Raw genomic sequence first — 21,289 nt, forward strand, 5'->3', positions numbered from 1 at the left:
AAGAGGTAGTGAAATGAATAACAACCCAATTTTAACAGGATTTCACGCAGATCCATGTATCTGTAAAAAAGAAAATGAGTATTACTTGGCAGTTTCCAGCTTTGAATGGTTTCCGGGGGTACCCGTATACCATTCAAAGGATTTAAAAAACTGGGAGCTGATCACGAACATTTTATCGGATGAGTCAAAGTTTGATTTACGGAAATTGCCAAGTGCAAAAGGCATCTGGGCACCATGTCTCACCTATGATGGGCAAACCGATTTATTTTATCTGGTATATGGTGTTATGAACAGCATGAATGGAAGATATTTCGATGTAGATAATTATCTGATTACGGCATCGGAAATTACAGGACCATGGTCAGAGCCAGAATATATACATTCATCGGGATTTGACGCATCTATGTTTCATGATGAAGACGGACGAAAATATATTGTGAATTTAGAGTGGGAAACGCGGGATGATTATACAAAGCCGGGTAGAATTGTGTTGTGTGAATATGACAGTAAAAAAGGTATGATTGGATATCCAAAGCCAATCTCAGAAGGTTCTACCAAGAGAGGCTGTATGGAAGCACCTCACATTTATAAGAAAAACGGCTGGTATTATTTAATGCTTGCAGAAGGCGGAACGGGCTATTACCACAGCGTTACGATGGCAAGGTCAAAGAATATATGGGGACCTTACGAATCAGACTCGGAGAATCCAATTGTAACAAATGTAGAGGCAAATTATGATGAACGCATGGATACCAATCACTTAAAACCTCATTATTTCAATCCGTCCAGTTATTTACAAAAATCTGGTCACGGGAGTATCGTTGAAACACAAAAGGGTGAAACCTTTTTGTTTCATCTGTGTTCCAGACCATTTTTACCGGAGCTTCGCTGCACGCTGGGGAGAGAAACGGCAATGCAGAAAATGGAATGGAACGAAGACGGATGGCTTAGACTTTTTGACGGCACTAAATTGGCAAAGAAAGAATTGCCGGAGGTGGATTTGCCTGAAGTGAAATGTCCGCCAGTGATAGAAAAGGATGATTTTGATCAAGCAGAGCTTGGCTTATTTTACTATGCACCTAGAATTTCGCCGAAAAGTTTTACAAACTTAACGGAGCGGAAAGGCTATTTAAGGTTACGCGGGCAGGAAAGCGCCTGCTCTTTGAACCGGTTTAGTTTTCTAGCCAGAAAGCTGACAAGCACTTATATGACAGCCGAATGTAAGATGGATTTTAAGCCGACCCACTATCAGCATAGTGCGGGACTTATGCTTTATTATGATAACATGAACTATGTTTTTTTAAGAAAATATTATAGTGACACATTAAAAAGTGAAGCTTTGATTGTAACCCAGTTTGAAAATGGAGTAAGAACGGAGCACAAAGACAGCCAAATTGCAGCCTCAGATTGTGAGATTTATTTTAGATTAGAAATCCGCGGCAGAAATGCAAGGTTTTTCTGGTCAGTTGATAATGAAAAATATCATCCGATTGCACGTAAGTTTGATACATCAAAATACTCCGATGAATATTGTAAATTTGGGGAGTTTACAGGGGCATTTGTTGGAATTGCCTGTGTAGACAGTTTGTTTCACCGACAATATGCAGATTTTGATTATTTTAATCTTTGTCAGGAGGAAGAACCGGAAAATTGGCAACAGGACCTTTTTGATACGATTTCATAGTGAGAGTACAGAATGCGTATGTGAAAGATTTAACAAAAGGAGGAACGTATGGCTTCAAAGTTATTATATGGTGCAGCTTATTATGATGAATATATGCCTTATGAGCGGCTGGACAAAGATATAGAAATGTTAAAGGCGGCGGGGATGAACGTCATTCGGATTGCTGAGTCTACCTGGGCGACGATGGAACCGGAAGAAGGGACTTATGATTTTAAACATATTGACCGGGTATTGCATGCCTGTGAAGAAAATGGTATTTCTGTAATCATTGGAACGCCCACTTATGCAGTACCGGCATGGGCGGTTAAAAAATATCCTCAAATTATGGTGACAACCACGCAAGGGCAGGCTCTTTATGGTGCCAGACAGATTATGGATATCACGAATTCAGATTATCTGCGTCTTGCAAAAGGTGCGATTGAAGCATTAGTTTCCCATGTGGCAGACAAAGCTTGTGTAATTGGCTATCAGCTTGACAATGAAACAAAGCATTACGGTACTGCATCATCAAATGTGCAGGAACGTTTTGTGATATATCTGAAAGACAAATTTGAACAGGATTTAAACCGGCTGAATGATGCATTTGGATTAAATTATTGGAGTAATCGGATCAATACATGGGAAGAGTTTCCGGATGTAAGAGGAACGATTAACGGAAGCCTGGGGGCTGAATATTCTAAATTTCAGCGCAGGCTGGTGGATGAATTTTTGTCATGGCAGGCAGAGATTGTACGAAAATACAAAAAAGAGCATCAGTTTCTCACACAGAATTTTGATTTTGAGTGGAGAGGACATTCTTACGGATTACAGCCCGATGTCAATCATTTTCGTGCGGCAAAGGCACTGACGATAGCAGGATGCGATATTTATCATCCGACCCAAGACGATTTAACCGGGGAAGAGATTGCCTTTGGAGGTGACATGACACGTTCCTTAAAGCAGGAGAACTACCTGGTATTAGAAACACAGGCTCAAGGACAGCAGGCATGGCTTCCTTATGAGGGACAACTGCGGTTACAGGCATTCAGTCATCTTGCCAGCGGAGCAAATAGTGTTATGTACTGGCACTATCATTCTATCCATAATTCATTTGAAACTTACTGGAAGGGTGTTTTAAGTCATGATTTTGAAGAAAATGATACTTATTTGGAAGCTAAACAGATTGGAAAGGAATTCAATGCCTTAAGTAAAAAGCTTGTGAATTTAAAAAAGAAAAATAATGTGGCAATTTTAGTAAGCAATGAAGCATTAACAGCTATTAAGTGGTTTCGAATTGATACAGGGATGGCATTTGGAAACGGCAGTAAACCGGAAAGTTTCTGTGAATACAATGATGTTTTGCGTCAGGTTTATAATGTACTTTTTCACTGCAATGCAGAAGTAGATTTTGTGACATCGGAGATGACAGAGCGTTTTGGCGATTACGATTTACTTGTAGTTCCTGCACTCTATACGGCTTCGGAGGAATGTTTGTCAGCAATCGATTGCTATGTACAAAAGGGCGGCCATTTGTTTATGACCTTTAAAAGCGGAGTTGCCGATGAAAATTTGAAAGTATATCACGACCGCCTGCCGCATCAATTAACGGACTGCCTTGGAATGACTTACAATCAGATGACAACGCCGGTGAAAACAAAGTATTCTCTGGCAGGTGTGAAGCTTTCAGAGAGCGAACAAAATGTGACAGAATTTATGGAACTTCTAAAACCGACAACGGCAAAGGTAATCGCTTCCTATGACCATGAAAACTGGAAAAGATACGCAGCTACGACACAAAATCAATATGGAAAAGGCATTGCAACTTATCTTGGATGCAAGGTATCGGATGAGGCTCTTAAAAGCCTGTTAATGATGTGCTTAAAGCAAGCCGGAATTTGGAATTATGAAAATGAGATTTCTAACCAGTGTGTCATTCGAAAAGGGATGAATGAAGAGGGAAAAGAAATTTTATATTATCTGAACCATAGAAATATTCCGGTATCCCTCAAATATCAAGGGAATGATGCGGCCTCGTTGCTTGATGGTAAACACATTGAGAATGGGCAGGAACTTACGATAGATAAATGGGGCGTTGTGATTTTGGAAAGAAGTTTTTAGGGATTGTATGCTTGGTGGAGAAGCTACCCCCATATAGGAATTGTTATATTTCAATGTCCTATATGGGGGTAGTTTTATCTTATTTTTATTAAATATAAAGAAAAATAATGTAAAAAAAGCAAATAATATAAAAAGATAAGTAAAAATATGATAGAATAGGATAGAATAACTTCTAAATATGACAGAGACGGCAAGACTGAAAACATGTGTTATGGAGGGAATACCTATGAGGAGTGAGAGTAGTGTTTGGAGTGTTTCTTTTTATTCTATAATAGCGGGAGTTATCCTGTGCATATTTTTATCAAATAATACTGCTTATGCGGCGGGGGAGCCTACAAGAAATGTGTTGTTTATCAGCTCCTACACAGAAAATTTTGTGACAGTTCCGGAGCAGATTGATGGCATACAGGAGGGTTTTACAGGACAGTCAGTCAATCTTGACATTGAATATATGGATGCCAAGAGACTTTCTTCTGATGAAAACATAGAAAATTTTCATACAAGCTTGAAATATAAGCTGCAGCATGTTCCGAAGTACGATGCAATTATTGTGGGGGATGACTTTGCCTTACAGTTTGCGATGGATTACCAGGAGGAATTGTTTTCTGGCATACCGATTGTATTTTTTGGAGCCAATGATCAGGAGCGGGCAGCGGAGGCAGCGAAAAATCCATATATGACGGGAAGTCTGGAAGAAGCGTCCTTGGTAGAAAATATTGAATTGGCAGAGAAGCTTAACCCAAAGACTACAAAGGTAGTAGGAATTGTGGACAATACTCTGACAGGGCAGGGAGATAAAAAACAGTTTGAGACGGCAATGAAATCATTTCCCGATTTGGAAGCGGAGGCTTTAAATGTCTCAGAGTACACCTTTGAGGAATTCGGAAAAACATTAAGCAAGATTGATGATAGTACCATCATTTTATTTATGAGCATGAATCAGGATAAGGAAGATACATATATGAGCATGGACAGCCAATATGCGTTTCTAAGTGAGCATACGAATGTTCCGGTATACCGCAGCAGTATCGGAGGTGTCGGGCAAGGTCTTTTGGGTGGTAAGATGATTTCATATAGGGATTTCGGATTGACAGCCGCCAAAATGGTGCTGCAGATTCTTGGCGGAGTTTCGCCCTCAGACATTCCGGTTGTGGAGGAGACGCCATATTACTATATTTTTGACTACAATATTATCGAGAAGTATAGCATTGATGAAAAACTAATTCCGGAAGGTGCTATTTTAATCAACAAAAAGGAAAGTCCGCTGAAGGGATATGAAAAATATCTTATCATGGCAGGTGTGGTAGTGGGAGTTCTTTCTCTGATAGCACTTATTCTTGTTGTGGACAATATAAAACGAAGAATCATGCAAAGAAAGCTTCAGGAGAGCAACGAAGAGCTGAGCATGATATATGAAGAGCTGTCAGCATCCGAGGAAGAGCTCAAATTGCAGTATGATATTGTGGAGAAGCATGCCGCCGAAGTGAATTTGCTTTGGCAGAAGTATGACATTGCAATAAAAAGCACAAACAGTGCGGTGTGGGAACTTGATTTGGCAACAAATGAGGTCGAGGTGTCGAGTAATCTTCAAAACATTGTAAATAAACCAATACCCGGCAGGGGCAATTATTATTCGCTTATGAAATGTCTCGTTCGAAAGGATTACAGAAAAAAACTGTTGGCAGAGGTATACCGCTATGTGAATGGGGAAAAGAACGAAATATATGTTCAGGTTGGCGCAAATGTAGATGCGGACAGACCTTGCTGGTTCTTGGTTCGGGGAAAGGGTATTAAAGATTCTGACGGTCAAGTATCGAAGATATATGGAATTATTTTAGACACGACAGTAATCAAAGAAAAAGAAGAATATATTGAATATGCGGCAAGTCACGATTACCTGACACATTTGCCGAATCGCAGGAAATTCATGGAGATGCTATCGGAAGAGCTGGAAGATAAGGGAAGCGGAGCTGTTATGCTGTTTGACATTGATGATTTTAAAAGCATCAATGATACATTGGGACATACTCACGGAGATGATTTGCTAAAACAGATAGCAGAGCGATTGGAAAACATCAAGGAAGAGCACATGAGTATAGCCAGAATGGGCGGCGATGAATTCCTGGTATTGCTGAAGGGAATAACCGACTGTAAGAATGCGGACTATTACATTACCCGCATAAATGAGGCGTTTACACAGGTATTTTCACTGGAGGGCATGGAAAATACAATCACGTTTAGCATGGGAATCACCTTTTATCCAAAGGATAGCGACAATTTGAATCAACTGATTATGAATGCCGATACTGCTATGTACAAGGCGAAAAAATGCGGGAAGAACAATCATATCTATTACCATGAGGATATGAAAAATGAAATTAAGTCCAAGAAAAATGTAGAAGCTATTTTAAGACAGGCAATCAAGGAGGAAGGTTTCTGCCTTTATTACCAGCCTCAGGTGGAAGTTGAGACGGGAAATATTGTGGGCTTTGAGGCATTGCTTAGATTAAAGGATTTCTCGATAGGACCGAATGTTTTTATTCCGGTTGCCGAGGAGACGGGATATATTATTGAAATCGGAAGATGGGTTGCAAAGGAAGCAATCAGACAGATGGCAGAGTGGCGAGATAAAGGCTTTGGAGAAAAGATGGTTGCAATTAACTATTCAAGCAAGCAGATGAGAGACAAAGGCTATACCGCCTATGTAAGACAGTGCCTGGAGGAATATAATATCAAGCCGGAGCACCTTGAAATTGAGATTACGGAAGGAATTCTTTTGGAAAATAATACACAGACACTGGAATTTATTCAGGAGTTGAGAAGACATGGATTTAAGATTGCTCTCGATGATTTCGGAACAGGATATTCTTCTCTGAATTATCTTACTTTCATGCCGGTAAACAAAATTAAGCTGGATAAATCCATCAATGATAAATTTTTGGAGTTTGAAAACAGCAAGGTTATGGAAAGCTTGATTTCGCTTGCCCATAGTTTGAACCTTAAGATAACGGCAGAGGGAATTGAAGATTGGGATAAATTCAAAAAGCTGGAGGACAGCGGCTGTGACTACATTCAAGGCTATCTGTTCAGTAAACCGCTTGCAAAAGAAGATGTTGAGGGAATTTATAACCTTAATCTTATAGAGGAGACAAAGAAAAAGGAGACAGTATTATGATACACGAAATAGACGAAGCCAAGAGATGTTTAAACTGCAAGGTGCCGCAGTGCCGGAAAGGATGTCCGATTAACACAGCGATACCTCAGATGATACAGTATTTTAAGGAGGGAGAATTACAGACAGCAGGACAGATGCTTTTTGAAAACAATCCTCTTTCGATGGTTTGTTCCCTTATCTGTAATCATGAAAAACAATGCGAGGGACACTGCATTTTAGGGAAAAAAGGACAGCCGATTCATATCAGCAGCATTGAAAATTACATATCTGACACTTGCTTTGAGCGTATTGAGGCAAAGTATGAGAAAAATAAAGGAAAAAAAGTGGCAGTTATCGGCTCCGGTCCTGCTGGAATTACAATTGCCATCATTCTTGCACAGAAGGGCTATGACATCACAATTTTTGATGCGAAAGATAAAATTGGCGGTATCCTCCAATATGGTATACCGGAATTCAGACTTCCGAAGAGCATACTGGGCCGCTACAAAACAAAGCTCTTAGAAATGGGAATCAAAATAAGACCGAATACTGCAATCGGAGAAGCACTCACGATACAGGATTTACAGCGTGACGGCTATAAGAGCATCTTTATCGGTACCGGAGTATGGAAGCCGAAGACACTTGGAATCAAAGGAGAATCTTTGGGAAATGTACATTTTGCCATTGATTATTTAAAAAATCCAAGTGCATATAGCCTTGGTGATAAGGTAGCAATTATCGGCATGGGAAACTCGGCGATGGACGTGGCAAGAACGGCAATCAGACATGGTGCAAGGGAGGTCATTCTATATGCGAGGGGGCTTCATTGGAACTCAAGTGACCATGAAGCAAATTATGCAAAGCTTGACGGCGCAAAATTTGAATATGCCAAAAGCATAGTGGAGATTACCGACGAAGGTCCGGTATTCCAAAATATCCGCTATGATGAGGATGAAAATGTTGTGGAGACAGAGGAAGAAAAAATACTCTATCCGGCGGACACTACGATTATTTCCATCAGCCAGGGACCGAAGAGCCGTTTGGTCAGCACGACAGCAGGCTTGAAGGCGACGGAGAAGGGACTCCTTCAAACGGATGAGAAGGGAACAACGACAATTGACGGTATTTTTGCGGCAGGTGACGTTGTGTTAGGTGCTAAAACAGTGGTGGAGGCAGTTGCCTATTCCAAAGTAGTAGCGCAGTATATGGATGAATACATGCAGGGATTGGACGAGAACGAATAAAGAAGAAAAAAGCAGGCAGAAATTCATGGTGATGAATTTCTGCCCTCTTTAGTTTTGCGTAGAATAAAGCGGGGATTTATAGTAAAGAAACAGTTATTTATCAAGAGGTTCTGTTTTGGTTTTGGGTGAGGATGTTTTGTCTGATTCATCATCATGGAATTCTTCCGAAAACTCCGTCAAGAAAGCACGCTTACTTGGCAGCTTAGAATATTCAAGGAGCACTCTTTGAAGCTTTCTTGTACTTACATATCTCATAATGGCATAGCTGACGCCATAAAATACGACCAGAAAGATTCCGGCAAAAAAGCCTGCGGTCTGCCCGGCGATAAAGGGCATGCTCACCATCGCGATGATAAGCCCGATCAATGTAAAGAGGGAGCTGTAAGGGAAGCCGTACAAGCGGCAATTTCCCTCCGGCTTTCCGTTTGCTTTGCGGAAACGGATATGGGTTATCATAAGAATAATGTAGGTAAATAAAAGAGCAAAGCCACCCGAACTGATTAAAAATAGATAAGCTCTCGGAAAGAGCATTCCTGCAAAAAGGGCGAGAAGCATACAGGCACCTGAAAAAAGAATGCCCTTGTACGGAACATCCGTGGTATCCTTTAAAAAGTGTGGACCTAATCCATCCTCAACGAGGGAACGAAGCATTCTGCCGATACCGAACATGGCAGCAAGCATAGTGGAGAGTATGGCACTGATTAAAATAATATTCATGGCAGTTCCTGCCCAGGAAAGCTGATAGCGGTTCAAGGCACTGACAAGAGGACTTACATTTTCACTTAGATCAGAAGTAGGAACCAGAAACAACAGTGTTACGATGCACAGGATATAAAGGATAAGCAGAGAAAATACGGTGTGGTGAATGGCTCTTGGAATTGTTTTTTGTTTATCCTTTGTCTCGGAGGCTGCCAGTCCGATAATTTCAAATCCGGCATAGGTAAAGAGAACAATAAGCATACTTCCCGCAAGACTTTTGATTCCGCCGCCAAAGAACGGTTCTGTGGTCAAAACGCTATTTCTGACTGCGGGGATATCCGAAAAAAATCCAACAATCAATAGAAGACCAATTACAATAAAAGCGATAATTGCAAAAATTTTAATGGCAGCTAAAAATCCTTCGAGGCGGCTTAGCTGCCTTGCGCCTAGAAGGTTTAAAAGGGTAACGCCTATTATAATTGCAGAGCCAAGCAAAGGAAGCGAGATGTTTGGAAACCATTCTTTTACGAGTAAGGAAACCGCAGTCGCCTCGCTTGACATGGTAATTACCATTCCGGTCCAGTAAACCCAGCCGACCACAAAACCTGTCCCATCGTTGACGTACTGAGAGGCAAAGCTTCGAAAGGAACCGACAGCAGGGGTGGATACGGTCATTTCGGATAGGGCAAACAGGATAAAATAAACTAAAATTCCGCATACAATATAAGAAAGAATAACACTTGGGCCGGCGGATTGTATCGCCACGGAGGAACCGAGGAAAAAAGAGCCTCCGATTACAGTTCCAAGAGCCATCATCGTTAAATGTCCGGAGGTTAGTCCGGCGTTCTCATTTTTCATAAAATACCTCATCTGTCTTTTTTCTAATAGTATTTCACAATTCTTATTGTTTCAAACTAGTTGTACAGATTTATTTCATGATAGGAAGAGAAACGGAACCTATTTGTTTGAATACCCGCCTTTTCGGAAATCACGCGGAGAAACATGGTGGATTTTTTGAAACACCCGGTTAAATTGGGAAAAGCTTGTAAAGCCGCAGGCAGCAGCGATATCCGTAATCTTGTCATTTGTCGTAGTCAGGAGGTGTTGTGCATGTTTGATACGTGTCATTTGAATATAGTTTGACACGGTAAAATTAGTGACCTTCTTAAACTGGTGTGACAAATAATAAGGACTTAAATAAAACTGGTCAGCCAGTGAATTCAAACTGAGCTCCTCATTAAAATGACCGTGTATGAAGGAGCTGACCTCATACATTTTTTGCGTGGAAGGAGTATTTTTCTTCTCATCACGGTAGATATTCTGATCCCGAAATCGTAATATTGTATTCAAAAAATCTATAAATTTCGAATGTATAATCAATTCGCTCAATTCTGACTGTTTAAAATCCTCCTGCTTGGAATAGAGAAATATCTCATTAAGTTTCTTATGCAGAAGTTCTTTTTGTTCTTGTGAAAAGCGAAAAATAGAAATCTCATCATGAAAAGGCTTTAGCAAGCTGGAATAGCCGTTGGGAAGCCCGAATAAGTTTTCCGGAAACATAAAGCTGATTACAAGACGTTTGCTTGGCAAGCCTTCATTATAGATGGATTTATGCAGACAGAAGGGCGGCAGTAAAACCATGTCTCCCATTTTGAGGTGAAAGGAGTTTCCCTCTATCAAATGGTCTGCTTCCGGTGCAAGCAGAATCAAAATTTCGTAAAAGCGGTGAAAATGCTGAAACTCCATGTTGATACCTGCATATCTCTCATCATAATCGAAATAATAAAAAAGATTATTATTCAAATCGTTGACGATAATACTATGTTTTTGCTCATATAGGAGAGAATCATCAATTAACATAAAATACAGTTCCTTTCCATAAATATATTGCATATTTTGTCTATGTATAAAAACATTGTAATTCTTGTGAGCAAAAAATGCAATAAAAATCGAAAAAAATGACAAAAAGTATGTAGTATATGAATGAACCATTCTGTATAATTAAGAAAAACAAGAAAGTAATAAGCAATATCTGCTATTATTTTAGGAAGGGATACAAAATGAATCAAAACACGGATAAACAGGTAACAGATAAGCTTGTTAAACTCATTGACAGTTTTACGGAAGTGTTATATGAAGAGGACGAAACCTTTTTGGAAAATATGAAAACGAAAAACTTGGCAGGTGATGATATCCGAAAATATCAATTCTGGGAATGGACACAGGGCGTTGGCTTATTTGGGTTTTGGAGATATTTTGAATATACAAAGGATGAAAAATACTTAGATATCTTAATCCGATATTATGACAGGCAGATGGAAATTGGTTTTCCGGCAAAAAACGTCAACACAACGGCTCCTATGCTTGCAATGTCTTATCTGGTAGAATATACAAAAAATGAAGCCTACAAGAAGATATGTGATGATTGGGCAGAATGGATTTATACGGAAATGCCGAGAACAGAGGAAGGCGGTCTGCAGCACACGACTTCAGATACATTAAACGATCAAGAACTATGGGATGATACCCTGTTTATGACGGTGCTATTTCTTGCCAATATGGGCAGGATGAACGAAAGAAAAGATTATGTAGAGGAAGCAAAATATCAATTCTTGCTTCATACCAAGTATTTGGCAGACAAAAAAACCGGATTGTGGTTCCACGGATATACCTTTCATGGGAACCATAACTTTGCAGAAGCACTGTGGGGCAGAGGAAATTGTTGGATAACCGCAGCAATACCGGAATTTCTTGATATGGTAGAATGTGATGCGGCTTCCAAACGCTTTTTGGAGGAAGCGCTTCGGGCACAGGTGGAAGGACTTGTGAAATATCAGGATGAGACAGGAATGTGGCACACGCTGGTAGATGATAAGACCTCTTATGTAGAAGCGAGTGCAACCTGCGGATTTGCCTATGGTATTTTGCGGGCGGCTCAGATGGGAATCATAGATAAAAGCCTGACAGAGTGTGCCCAGAAAGCATTGGAACCGATTTTATCCTGCATCACAGAGGAAGGAAAGGTAAACCAGGTTTCCTACGGAACAGCGATGGGAAGAGAAAGCAAAGATTTTTATAAAAGTATTGAAATAAAATCAATGCCATATGGACAAGCACTTGCGATTTTATTTTTAATAGAAGCAAAAAAAACACTATAATAAATATTAGGAGGAAAAGAAATGAGAAAGAGATTTAATAAGGCATTAGCGGCAACCTTGAGTGCGGTTATGGTGATTTCCTTAGCAGCATGCGGTTCTTCTAACAGCACAACATCAGACACAACAAAAGAGAACACAACGGAGGCTGCGACAGAAAACTCAGGCGATACCGAAGTAAGAGGAAAGACCATGAAGGTTATGATTTCCGAAGAGCCAGGCGAAGGAAATGCACTGAAAAATGCGCTGGACAAGTGGGCAGCGGAATCAGGAAATTCCTATGAGACCATTATTCTGTCAAATGATGATCAAAAGACAAAATTCCCTGCTATGGCAAAAAATAAAGATTTACCGGATTTAATTTCAACAGTAGGAATTCATCAGCTGTATCCGGAAGAATTTGTTGATATGAGCACAGTGGTTGACATAAGTTTATTTGAAGAAACTCCGCTCAACATTATCGGTAAGGCATTTACAGAAGATGTATATTCAGGTCTTCCGGTACAGTTTACAACAACAAGCTTCTATTACAATGAAGATCTGTTTGCAGAAGCAGGCATAGAGGCACCTACAGCAGAAAATCCATGGACAATTGACCAGTTATATGAAAATGCAGCACTGCTTCAGGAAAAGACAGGCGTAAAATATGGTTTTGCAGCAGACGTTTCCAGAGCAAGATATGATATTTTAATGTATGCAAACGGCGGTTCCTTAGTTCAGAAGGATGGAGATTCCTTTAAAATTACTTTAAACAGTGCAATGAACGTTGACACCCTGACAAAGTTTGTAAAGGCTAATGAGGATGGTGTTATGCCAAAAGCTATCTGGGCAGGCGCTACAACAGATAACCCGGTAGAATATTTTAAAAACGGTGATGCGGCAATTTTGTTATCCGGTTCTTGGAATTACAACACATTTGCAACTGAAATTTCCAGTTTTGAGTTTGGAATTATGACATCTCCTACAGGAACAGTATCCAGAAGTGCGATTATCGGCGGTGGTGCTTTGGCGGTTCCGAAGAATGCTGACAATTCAGATGTTGCACTTGACTTTATCAAGTGGCTTTACACAGAGGAAAACTTTAAGACATATTTACAGAATGATAAAGGTCTTTCTTCTATGAAGAATGTTATTTATGAGCCAGAATCAGAAAAAGCAAGAGTAGATTTTGAGATGCTTCAGGATGAAGTAAAGCAGGTTACCGATACATTTGAGGTAGATGAGAGCTCTTCTTGGAGAGTATATAAGGATGCAGAATATAGAGACACATTAAAGAGAGCGGTAAGCGGTGAATTAACTCCGCAGGAAGCATTGGATTCTTTTGCAAAAGAACTTTCAGAGGAATCTGGCTGGACTATCGCTGAATAAGTGAAATAGAAAGATGACGAATATTAAGCTGCTGAATTCATAATCAGTAGCTTAATATAGAATCTAACGGAGGATTTATTAATGAATAGAAAGAAGCAGGCATTTTGTCATACAAGAGCCTTTTGGATGTTTATTGCACCTGCCTTTATATTATTTACAATCTTTTTCTTAGTGCCGTTGGTGTTAAGTATAGGCTTGTCCTTTACAAATTTTGACGGTTGGAAGAAGATGGACATAGTTGGAATAAAAAACTATGCAAAGATATTGACAGATGCAGAGTTTTACAAAACAATGATAAGAACTCTTATTTACACAATTGTAAACTTGCCTTTTAAAGTAATTATACCGCTGCTTATAGCTGTTTTAGTTACCTCAAAACTATTAAAGGGAACAACACTGATTCGTACGATTGTTTATATTCCGGTATTGCTTTCCTCCCTGGTAGTTGGTATTACGATTAACTGGATGTTCGGACAGGAATATGGTCTGATTAACTTTCTCATACAGTATTTAGGAGGCACTCCGCTTGAATGGGCGCTTAATCCAAAGCTGGCGACTTTTGTAATCAGCTTCGCCTCGAACTGGGCTTCAGTTGGCTATTTTATGATTTTATTCATCGGAGGAATCAACAATATTCCGAGAGAATTGTTTGAAGCGGCAGATGTGGATGGGGCTTCAAAGGTGCAGACTTTTTTCAAAATCATGCTTCCGATGCTGTCACCGACCATTTTTATCGTATTGTTATTATCCACTGTAAACTTGTTAAAAGAATATGCATTGATTCAGGGTATTTCATTAGGAGGACCCGGAACATCAACTACATATATCATCCAATATATGTTTGATCAGGGCTTTAACCAGTCTAAATACGGTTATGCATCTGCAGTTGGTGTTGTTGTAAGTTTTGTGTTTATCATTATTACGATTATTCAGTTTAAGTTTACAAAGGGAGGAGGAGAAGTATAATGAGAAGTGTAAAGAAAACACAGCGCACACAGAGTGCTATTATAACGATAGTGGGTTTTGCTATTGCATTTATTATGATTTTCCCGATTATCTGGTTGCTTTTAAGTTCCTTTAAATCTTCCAGTGAGTTGTTTGCTTATCCGCTTCATTTGTTTCCGGAGAACTTTTCGGTTGCTTCCTATGTGAAGGTAATTCAAAACGGTTTCTTCATTTATGTTAAGAACAGTTTGTTTCTTGCGGTAGTCGGAACCTTGATTACGGTGGCAATCAGCGCCATGTGCGGTTATGCCTTTGCTATTTATCGCGGTGAAATCACATATACAAATAAGGTATTTGGAATTTTCCTTTTGGGAACCTTGATTCCAGGTGAAATATTGACTATTTCCCAGTTTACAGTTATCAGTGAATTAGGACTTTACAACAATGTATGGGGTGTTATTCTTCCGGTTGTTACGACCACCACAGGTATTTTTATGTACAGACAGCACTATATGTCAATCCCGCTGTCATTAGTGGAATCGGCACGTTTGGACGGAGCGAGCGAGTTTAAAATATTTAAAGATATTATGCTTCCGCTTGGTTCTTCTGTAACCGTAACATTGACTATATTCTCTTTCTTGTGGAGATGGAATGACTATATTCTGCCATTGATGGTATTATCTGATCAGAAGAATTTTACAATTCAGATCGCAATTAAGAGCTACATCGGAACAATGGGTGTTGACTGGAATTCTATTCTTGCAGCCTCCATGCTATCTATTTTACCTGTCATTATTTTATTTATTATTTTGCAGAGATATATTACCGGCGGTATTGCCACCACAGGCGTAAAGGGCTGATAAGGAGAGTATCATGTATAACATAACAAGAAGATTGGAAAATCTGCTAGATGCATTAAAAAAAGAAATAAATCCAGAGGAAATTGCTATCCATGATATTCAAATGAAAAAGCTTGGTTATGATGAGAGGACAACCTTCCTCCAGGAGAAGGAGGGCTATGAAAGCTTTGAAGCAGGAGAGCGGTTTGGAGAGTGGGACCAGCATTATTGTTTCAAAGCAAAGATAAGCCTGCCTCAAAAGTTTATGGGGAAAAGGGTTGTATTCTGCTTAAAAACAGGTGCCACCGATATTTGGAACACGGACAATCCGCAGTTTATTTTATATTTGGATGGAGAGATGCTGTGCGCACTGGACATGAACCACTATGAATGTATTTTAAGCGAATATGCGGATAAGAACGAATACGAGATTGCACTTTATGCTTATACAAATACCGGAACAAAGGATGTCATTCTCGATATGAAGGCAGCAGTACAAAGCAAAGAAGTACAAAAGCTTTACTACGATCTTTTTGTTCCGTTTGAAACGGCGGTGCTTTTAAAGGAAGAGGATGAACGACGCCTTAAGATGTTAGGCATCTTAAATGAAACAATGAATCGGATTGATTTTCGAAGAACCGGTTCAGAGGAGTTTTATGCTTCTGTTTCAAAGGCACAGGCTTATCTGGAGAAAAACTTTTATGAAACGATGTGCAAAGAGAGCGATATAAATGTTTACAGCATCGGACATACCCATATTGATGTTGCGTGGAAATGGCGGGTACGCCAGACGAGAGAGAAGGTAATCCGCAGCTTTTCCACCGTGCTTTACTTAATGGACCGCTATCCGGATTATAAATTTATGTCAAGTCAGCCTCAGCTTTACCAGTTTGTAAAGGAGGATGCGCCGGAGCTGTTTGAAAAAATAAAGGAAAGAGTCAAAGAAGGGCGCTGGGAAACCGAAGGAGCCATGTGGCTTGAGCCGGACTGTAATCTTTCCTCAGGCGAATCACTGATTCGTCATATTATTTACGGAAAAAAGTTTTTTAAAGAAGAATTTGGAAAAGAGAATGTGATTCTCTGGCTTCCTGATGTGTTCGGATACAGTGCGGCACTTCCGCAGATTTTGAAAAAGTCGGGTATCCATTACTTTATGACGACCAAGATTGGCTGGAACGAGTACAATAAGATTCCAAATGACACCTTTTTGTGGCAGGGAATTGACGGAAGCGAGATACTTACCTATTTTATTACGACAAGAAACTATGAGCCAAATCCGGAACTTAGAAGAACGCCGGATATCAGCACAACATATAACGGGCTGCAAAATCCAAGTCAGATTATGGGAACTTGGCAGCGTTTCCAGAATAAAGAACTGAGCAAGGACGTCTTGACGTGCTACGGCTACGGCGACGGAGGAGGGGGTACAACCCCTAAAATGCTGGAACAAAGTGAGCGGCTGAAACGGGGAATACCGGGCTGCCCAACCGTTAAGCATGCGTTTGCAAGAGAGTTTTTTGAAAAGCTGGAAGAAAATTTGAAGGGAAAACAAATACCAAAGTGGTGTGGGGACCTTTATTTAGAATTTCATAGAGGAACCTATACTTCAATGGGAAGAAATAAAAGGAATAATCGAAAGATGGAATTTGCTCTTAGGGAAGCAGAATTTTTCCAGACACTTGCCTTTGTTTGGGATGCTTCTTTTTCTTACGAGAAGGAAAAACTGGAGGAGGCATGGAAACTACTTTTGCTGAATCAGTTTCACGATATTTTACCGGGAAGTTCCATCGGCGAAGTGTACGAGGATTCCGATCAGGATTATAAGAAAATAAAAGAGTTGACAACTGATCTTTCTTTGCAGGCAAGAAAGAAAGTAGAGGAGCAGAGCGGCGGTAGTGAGCAAGAAGGCAAAGCAGCCCTCTATCTATGGAATACTTTAAGCTTTGCAAGGGATGAAATCGTGTTGCTTCCAAAAGGCGTAAAACGCGTTGTCAATCGCGGCAGAGAGTTGGAAATACAAAATACACAGGATGGTTGCTTGTGCCATGTTGCGGATATTCCGGCAAATGGCTATACCCTTCTTTTTTATGAAGAGGAGAGCGAGAAAGCACAAGTTCCGGTAAAAAATGCTGCTGATAAATCATTTGAAACGAAATATTATAAGGTGAATTTTAACGAGACAGGAGAGCTTACCTCCCTTTATGATAAATTAGAAGAGAGAGAAGTGCTGAAGGAGAACAGACTTTCCAATGAGCTTGTTGTATATGAGGATAGGCCTTATGAGTTTGATGCATGGAATATTGACTCGTTTTATACCGAGAAGAGCTATCTGGTCAATGAAGTGACAGACTGGACGGTTGAAAAGGGGTCTCTGTGTACAAAAGTAATTTGCAAAAAGAGATTTTTGGACTCCTCGATTGTGCAGGAAATTATATTTTACGAGAATACAAGAAGGATTGACTTTAAAACAGAAGTGGATTGGAAGCAGGAGCAGCTTTTATTAAAAGCAAGATTTGCACTGGATCTATTGACGACAAAGGCGACCTGCGATATTCAGTATGGAAACATTGTCCGCAATACACATAAGAATACGAGCTGGGAGCAGGCACAGTTTGAAGTTTGTGCCCATAAGTGGGTGGATATGTCAGAGGCCTCCTACGGTGTTGCCTTGATGAATGACTGCAAATACGGATACAGCTTTGAAGAGGCGGATATCAGCATTACACTTATCAAATCCGGTATTTTTCCGTTTCCGGATGCGGACAAAGAAGTGCATCATTTTACTTACTCAATTTATCCTCACACGGGAGATTTCCGAGAAGGGGAAGTGATACAAAACGCCTATCAATTAAATGTTCCTTGCATTTTATCAAAGGCAGAGAGACAAAGTGAAACAATCTGTGACTTTAGCTTGTTTGGCACATTGCCTGAGCATGTGATACTGGAAAGTATGAAGAAGGCAGAAAACTCGGATGAAGTGATACTGAGACTGTATGACGCTTACGGCAAGAGAGGAAAGGTTACCCTTGATTTGAAGGAGCTCCATGCAACGCGGGCATGGATTTGCAATATGCTGGAGGAGAAAGAGCAGGAGCTTTTACTCAGTGAAGATAAAGTGATTTTTGAGATAAAACCATATGAAATTATAACAATAAGTGTGGAAAAATCACAGCATTAAATTTTACGATCGGAAAGAAGAAAAAGACATGTCAAAGAAAAAAGAAATATTAGCTTACATCAGTATGTCTGTCATTATGGTGGCTCTTGGGGCAAGCGATGCGATGAGAGGGATTTTCGCACTTATTTTTGAAAATCATTTTGCCCTGACAACCGCCCAACTTTCCATGATTGTCACGATAAGCTATGTGGGCAATCTGGTATTTTTGCTCATAGGCGGCAAGATTGCGGACCGTTTCCAAAAGAAGGCGGTTTCTCTTGGTATTATGTCTATCTGGTGTCTGGCGGCATTGTTATACATTGTAACGGACAATTATTATGTCTTATTAATTGGAATGTTTTTTACGATGGGTGCATCAACACTGATGAATACCTTAATCAACATTATGACTCCGGCATTGTTTGCCAGTGCTCCGGCAATGATTATCAACACGCTGTTTTTCGTTCAGGGAATCGGAACAACGGGAAGCCAGAAGCTGGCGGGGAAATATGCTGAGAATATCACATCATGGAAGGTGACCAATGGAATTTTAATCGGGATTGCAGTGGTTGGTATTATCCTGCTTGCACTTACGCCAATGGAGGAGCCCGACAAGAGCCCCCAAAAACAGTCAGGAGGAAAAAAAGGCTTTAAAGAGGTTGTTCAAAACAGAGCCTTTTTGTATCTTGTCTTTATTCTTGGCTGCTACTTTGTGGCAGAGCATGGTATTCTCAACTGGTTTGTCTCCTATGCACATAATTCACTGGGGCTTCCGGTGGCAAAGGCGTCCACTTATCTGTCCTTGTTCTTTGGTGGTATCACAGTGGGCAGACTTATTTTTGCACCGCTGGTTGCCAAGCTTGGAATTCAAAAGAGTATTAAGCTCTTTGGCGGCGTGGCAGCACTTTTTTATACAATAGGAATTTTTATGGGAGCAAAAGGAGTATTGGTACTTAGCTTAGGAGGAATATTCTTTTCCGTTTTGTATCCGACGTTGATTATGATGATTCAGAGCTATTTTGACAGAGACATTGTATCGACTGCTACGGGAAGTATTATCAGCATTGCTACCATATTTGATATTATATTTAATATTGTGTTTGGCTATCTCGTGGACAGGATTGGTTTTGCAAGAGGATTTATTATTTTACCGGTTACAATGTGTATCTTTTATTTGATTTTTCATGTTTTTGACCGAAGAATAAGTGTGATAGGAGTAAATGAAAATGGAAATTATTAAAGCAGAAGATTATTTGGATATGAGCAGAAAGGCGGCAAACATCATATCGGCGCAAATTATTATGAAGCCGGACTGCGTGTTAGGTCTTGCTACCGGCTCAACACCGATTGGAATCTATGATCAGCTTGTAGAGTGGTACGAAAAAGGTGATTTGGACTTTTCGAAGGTGACGACAATCAATTTGGATGAATACAGGGGACTTTCAAGAGACAACGACCAAAGCTATTATTATTTTATGAAGGAAAAACTGTTTCAGAGAGTGAATATAGAGAAAGACAGAATTTATTTGCCGAAGGGCATGGAGAAGGACAGTAAAAAAGCCTGTGAAGACTATGACACAATCATTGAGAATGCAGGGGGCATTGATTTGCAGCTTTTGGGACTTGGACATAACGGTCATATCGGCTTCAATGAGCCCAGCGATAAATTTGAGATGAAGACACACTGTGTTGATTTGACGGAATCCACAATCTTGGCAAACCAAAGATTTTTTGACAGTATCGAGGAGGTTCCAAAGCAGGCGTACACTATGGGAATTGACACAATTATGAATGCGAAAAGAATTGTGATAGTTGTCAGTGGGAAGGAAAAGGCAGAAATTTTGAAGGAGGCCTTCTTTGGACCGGTTACGCCGAAAATTCAAGCCTCTATTTTGCAGCTTCATCGTAATGTGACGATTGTGGCGGATGAGGCAGCGCTGTCAGAAATTAAGCAATAGGAGGCACTTATGAAAAAATATGCAATAGGGGTAGATATCGGAGGTACAAACATTGCAGCCGGTTTTATCGATGATGATAATCAACTGGTTTTGAAAGCGTCTGTGGAGACTCCGAAGAATGGTTCGGCAGATGAAATTATTGTTTGTATTGCCTCACTTATTGAAAAGCTGGCGAAGAGGCTTGGGATAACCAGAGAGAATTATGCCTGCATCGGAATGGGTGTGCCGGGAACTGTAAATAAGGAGAGCGGAAAGATTGAGTTTGCCAATAACCTGTCTTTTCACGATGAAGATTTAATCGAAATGCTCAAAAAGTACTATGAAGAAATACCGATAACCATGAATAATGATGCCAACGCGGCTGCCTACGGTGAGTTTGTTGCAGGTGCGGGAAAAGAGGCAGATTCTTTAATTATGGTAACACTTGGAACAGGAATCGGCGGCGGAATTATAATTGATAGAAAGCTCTATGAAGGTTCTAATTTTGCGGCAGGAGAGCTGGGACATTTTGTTATCAACTGTGAAGGAATACCTTGTAATTGTGGAAGAAAAGGGTGCTTTGAGGCATATGCTTCTGCAACGGCACTGATTGAGCAGACAAAAGCCGCTATGAAAAAAGAGAAAGAATCCATCTTGTGGGAGCTGTGTGATTACAATTTGGAGAAAGTGGAAGGCAAGACGCTCTTTGATTCGGTGAGACTGCTTGATAAGACGGCTGAGAAGGTGATGAACCAATATATTTATTATTTATCGGTAGGAATCATTGACATTATCAATATTTTTCAGCCGGATATGGTCTGTATCGGCGGCGGTATCAGCAAGGCAGGAGATTTGATTTTAGACGGGCTTCTCAAGAGAGTGCAGAAGGAGGATTATGCCCGAACCTCCAGCAGGCAGACAAAAATAGTATTTGCGCAGCTTGAAAATGATGCGGGAATAATCGGAGCAGGCTTACTTGCAAGAGATGTTTAAAACCATAGATGGAGGAA

At 40.2% G+C, this 21,289-nt stretch carries 14 protein-coding genes; 12 read left to right on the forward strand and 2 right to left on the reverse strand.

Annotation, left to right across the window (positions count from 1 at the left end; genetic code table 11):
* Window positions 1-13 precede the first annotated feature (13 nt).
* From CTY48_RS18400 to CTY48_RS18415, 4 genes are all read left to right on the forward strand, one after another.
* Window positions 14-1,684 carry a glycoside hydrolase family 43 protein gene (locus tag CTY48_RS18400; protein WP_099469904.1) on the forward strand — a complete coding sequence of 557 codons (1,671 nt, stop codon included), beginning with the start codon at window positions 14-16 and terminating at the stop codon, window positions 1,682-1,684.
* 48 nt (window positions 1,685-1,732) lie between these two features.
* On the forward strand, window positions 1,733-3,781 hold the full coding sequence (locus tag CTY48_RS18405) for a beta-galactosidase (protein ID WP_099469905.1): 2,049 nt from the start codon (window positions 1,733-1,735) through the stop codon (window positions 3,779-3,781).
* A 226-nt stretch (window positions 3,782-4,007) separates the two neighbouring features.
* On the forward strand, window positions 4,008-6,956 hold the full coding sequence (locus CTY48_RS18410; protein ID WP_180272780.1) for an ABC transporter substrate binding protein: 2,949 nt from the start codon (window positions 4,008-4,010) through the stop codon (window positions 6,954-6,956).
* The gene (locus tag CTY48_RS18415) at window positions 6,950-8,179 is read left to right on the forward strand and encodes an NAD(P)-dependent oxidoreductase (protein WP_099469907.1); all 1,230 of its coding nucleotides are present in this window, start codon (window positions 6,950-6,952) and stop codon (window positions 8,177-8,179) included. Before CTY48_RS18410 ends, CTY48_RS18415 begins: the two co-directional genes overlap by 7 nt.
* Window positions 8,180-8,272: 93 nt before the next feature.
* Here CTY48_RS18415 and CTY48_RS18420 read toward each other — a convergent pair whose 3' ends face one another.
* Both CTY48_RS18420 and CTY48_RS18425 read right to left on the reverse strand, forming a co-directional pair.
* Window positions 8,273-9,736, reverse strand: a complete 1,464-nt coding sequence (locus CTY48_RS18420) for an amino acid permease (RefSeq protein WP_099469908.1) — start codon at window positions 9,734-9,736, stop codon at window positions 8,273-8,275.
* Window positions 9,737-9,835: 99 nt separating this feature from the next.
* Complete coding sequence (locus tag CTY48_RS18425; RefSeq protein ID WP_099469909.1) at window positions 9,836-10,738, reverse strand: AraC family transcriptional regulator; 903 nt, start codon at window positions 10,736-10,738, stop codon at window positions 9,836-9,838.
* Between the two features lie 200 nt (window positions 10,739-10,938).
* On the opposite strand from CTY48_RS18425, the gene bglB reads away from it, so the two are divergent.
* The 8 genes from bglB to CTY48_RS18465 all read left to right on the forward strand — a co-directional run bounded on the left by bglB (window position 10,939) and on the right by CTY48_RS18465 (window position 21,272).
* Window positions 10,939-12,036: a beta-galactosidase BglB gene (gene bglB, locus CTY48_RS18430; protein ID WP_099469910.1), complete on the forward strand. Its 1,098-nt coding sequence runs from the start codon at window positions 10,939-10,941 to the stop codon at window positions 12,034-12,036.
* Between the two features lie 21 nt (window positions 12,037-12,057).
* Window positions 12,058-13,401, forward strand: a complete 1,344-nt coding sequence (locus CTY48_RS18435) for an ABC transporter substrate-binding protein (protein WP_099469911.1) — start codon at window positions 12,058-12,060, stop codon at window positions 13,399-13,401.
* Window positions 13,402-13,482: 81 nt separating this feature from the next.
* Window positions 13,483-14,367, forward strand: coding sequence for a carbohydrate ABC transporter permease (locus CTY48_RS18440; RefSeq protein WP_099469912.1), 885 nt, complete (start codon window positions 13,483-13,485; stop codon window positions 14,365-14,367).
* On the forward strand, window positions 14,367-15,206 hold the full coding sequence (locus CTY48_RS18445) for a carbohydrate ABC transporter permease (protein WP_099469913.1): 840 nt from the start codon (window positions 14,367-14,369) through the stop codon (window positions 15,204-15,206). The genes CTY48_RS18440 and CTY48_RS18445 overlap by 1 nt, the downstream gene beginning before the upstream one ends.
* A 13-nt stretch (window positions 15,207-15,219) precedes the next feature.
* Window positions 15,220-18,363: an alpha-mannosidase gene (locus tag CTY48_RS18450; RefSeq protein ID WP_099469914.1), complete on the forward strand. Its 3,144-nt coding sequence runs from the start codon at window positions 15,220-15,222 to the stop codon at window positions 18,361-18,363.
* A 28-nt stretch (window positions 18,364-18,391) separates the two neighbouring features.
* Window positions 18,392-19,582 carry an MFS transporter gene (locus tag CTY48_RS18455; protein WP_099469915.1) on the forward strand — a complete coding sequence of 397 codons (1,191 nt, stop codon included), beginning with the start codon at window positions 18,392-18,394 and terminating at the stop codon, window positions 19,580-19,582.
* Window positions 19,569-20,300: a glucosamine-6-phosphate deaminase gene (gene nagB / locus CTY48_RS18460; RefSeq protein ID WP_099469916.1), complete on the forward strand. Its 732-nt coding sequence runs from the start codon at window positions 19,569-19,571 to the stop codon at window positions 20,298-20,300. The genes CTY48_RS18455 and nagB overlap by 14 nt, the downstream gene beginning before the upstream one ends.
* 9 nt (window positions 20,301-20,309) lie before the next feature.
* Window positions 20,310-21,272 carry an ROK family protein gene (locus CTY48_RS18465; RefSeq protein WP_099469917.1) on the forward strand — a complete coding sequence of 321 codons (963 nt, stop codon included), beginning with the start codon at window positions 20,310-20,312 and terminating at the stop codon, window positions 21,270-21,272.
* The last annotated feature ends 17 nt before the right edge of the window (window positions 21,273-21,289 follow it).

The organism is Konateibacter massiliensis (assembly GCF_900184995.1).
In the GTDB taxonomy this organism is placed as follows: domain Bacteria; phylum Bacillota; class Clostridia; order Lachnospirales; family Lachnospiraceae; genus Lachnotalea; species Lachnotalea massiliensis.

What these genes read in the sequence shown, in the direction of transcription:
- CTY48_RS18400 (WP_099469904.1), top strand. Translation starts at nt 14, where the DNA reads ATGAATAACAACCCAATTTTAACAGGATTTCACGCAGATCCATGTATC.
- CTY48_RS18405 (WP_099469905.1), top strand. Translation starts at nt 1,733, where the DNA reads ATGGCTTCAAAGTTATTATATGGTGCAGCTTATTATGATGAATATATG.
- CTY48_RS18410 (WP_180272780.1), top strand. Translation starts at nt 4,008, where the DNA reads ATGAGGAGTGAGAGTAGTGTTTGGAGTGTTTCTTTTTATTCTATAATA.
- CTY48_RS18420 (WP_099469908.1), bottom strand. Translation starts at nt 9,736, where the DNA reads ATGAAAAATGAGAACGCCGGACTAACCTCCGGACATTTAACGATGATG.
- CTY48_RS18425 (WP_099469909.1), bottom strand. Translation starts at nt 10,738, where the DNA reads ATGTTAATTGATGATTCTCTCCTATATGAGCAAAAACATAGTATTATC.
- bglB (WP_099469910.1), top strand. Translation starts at nt 10,939, where the DNA reads ATGAATCAAAACACGGATAAACAGGTAACAGATAAGCTTGTTAAACTC.
- CTY48_RS18435 (WP_099469911.1), top strand. Translation starts at nt 12,058, where the DNA reads ATGAGAAAGAGATTTAATAAGGCATTAGCGGCAACCTTGAGTGCGGTT.
- CTY48_RS18440 (WP_099469912.1), top strand. Translation starts at nt 13,483, where the DNA reads ATGAATAGAAAGAAGCAGGCATTTTGTCATACAAGAGCCTTTTGGATG.
- CTY48_RS18445 (WP_099469913.1), top strand. Translation starts at nt 14,367, where the DNA reads ATGAGAAGTGTAAAGAAAACACAGCGCACACAGAGTGCTATTATAACG.
- CTY48_RS18450 (WP_099469914.1), top strand. Translation starts at nt 15,220, where the DNA reads ATGTATAACATAACAAGAAGATTGGAAAATCTGCTAGATGCATTAAAA.
- CTY48_RS18455 (WP_099469915.1), top strand. Translation starts at nt 18,392, where the DNA reads ATGTCAAAGAAAAAAGAAATATTAGCTTACATCAGTATGTCTGTCATT.
- nagB (WP_099469916.1), top strand. Translation starts at nt 19,569, where the DNA reads ATGGAAATTATTAAAGCAGAAGATTATTTGGATATGAGCAGAAAGGCG.
- CTY48_RS18465 (WP_099469917.1), top strand. Translation starts at nt 20,310, where the DNA reads ATGAAAAAATATGCAATAGGGGTAGATATCGGAGGTACAAACATTGCA.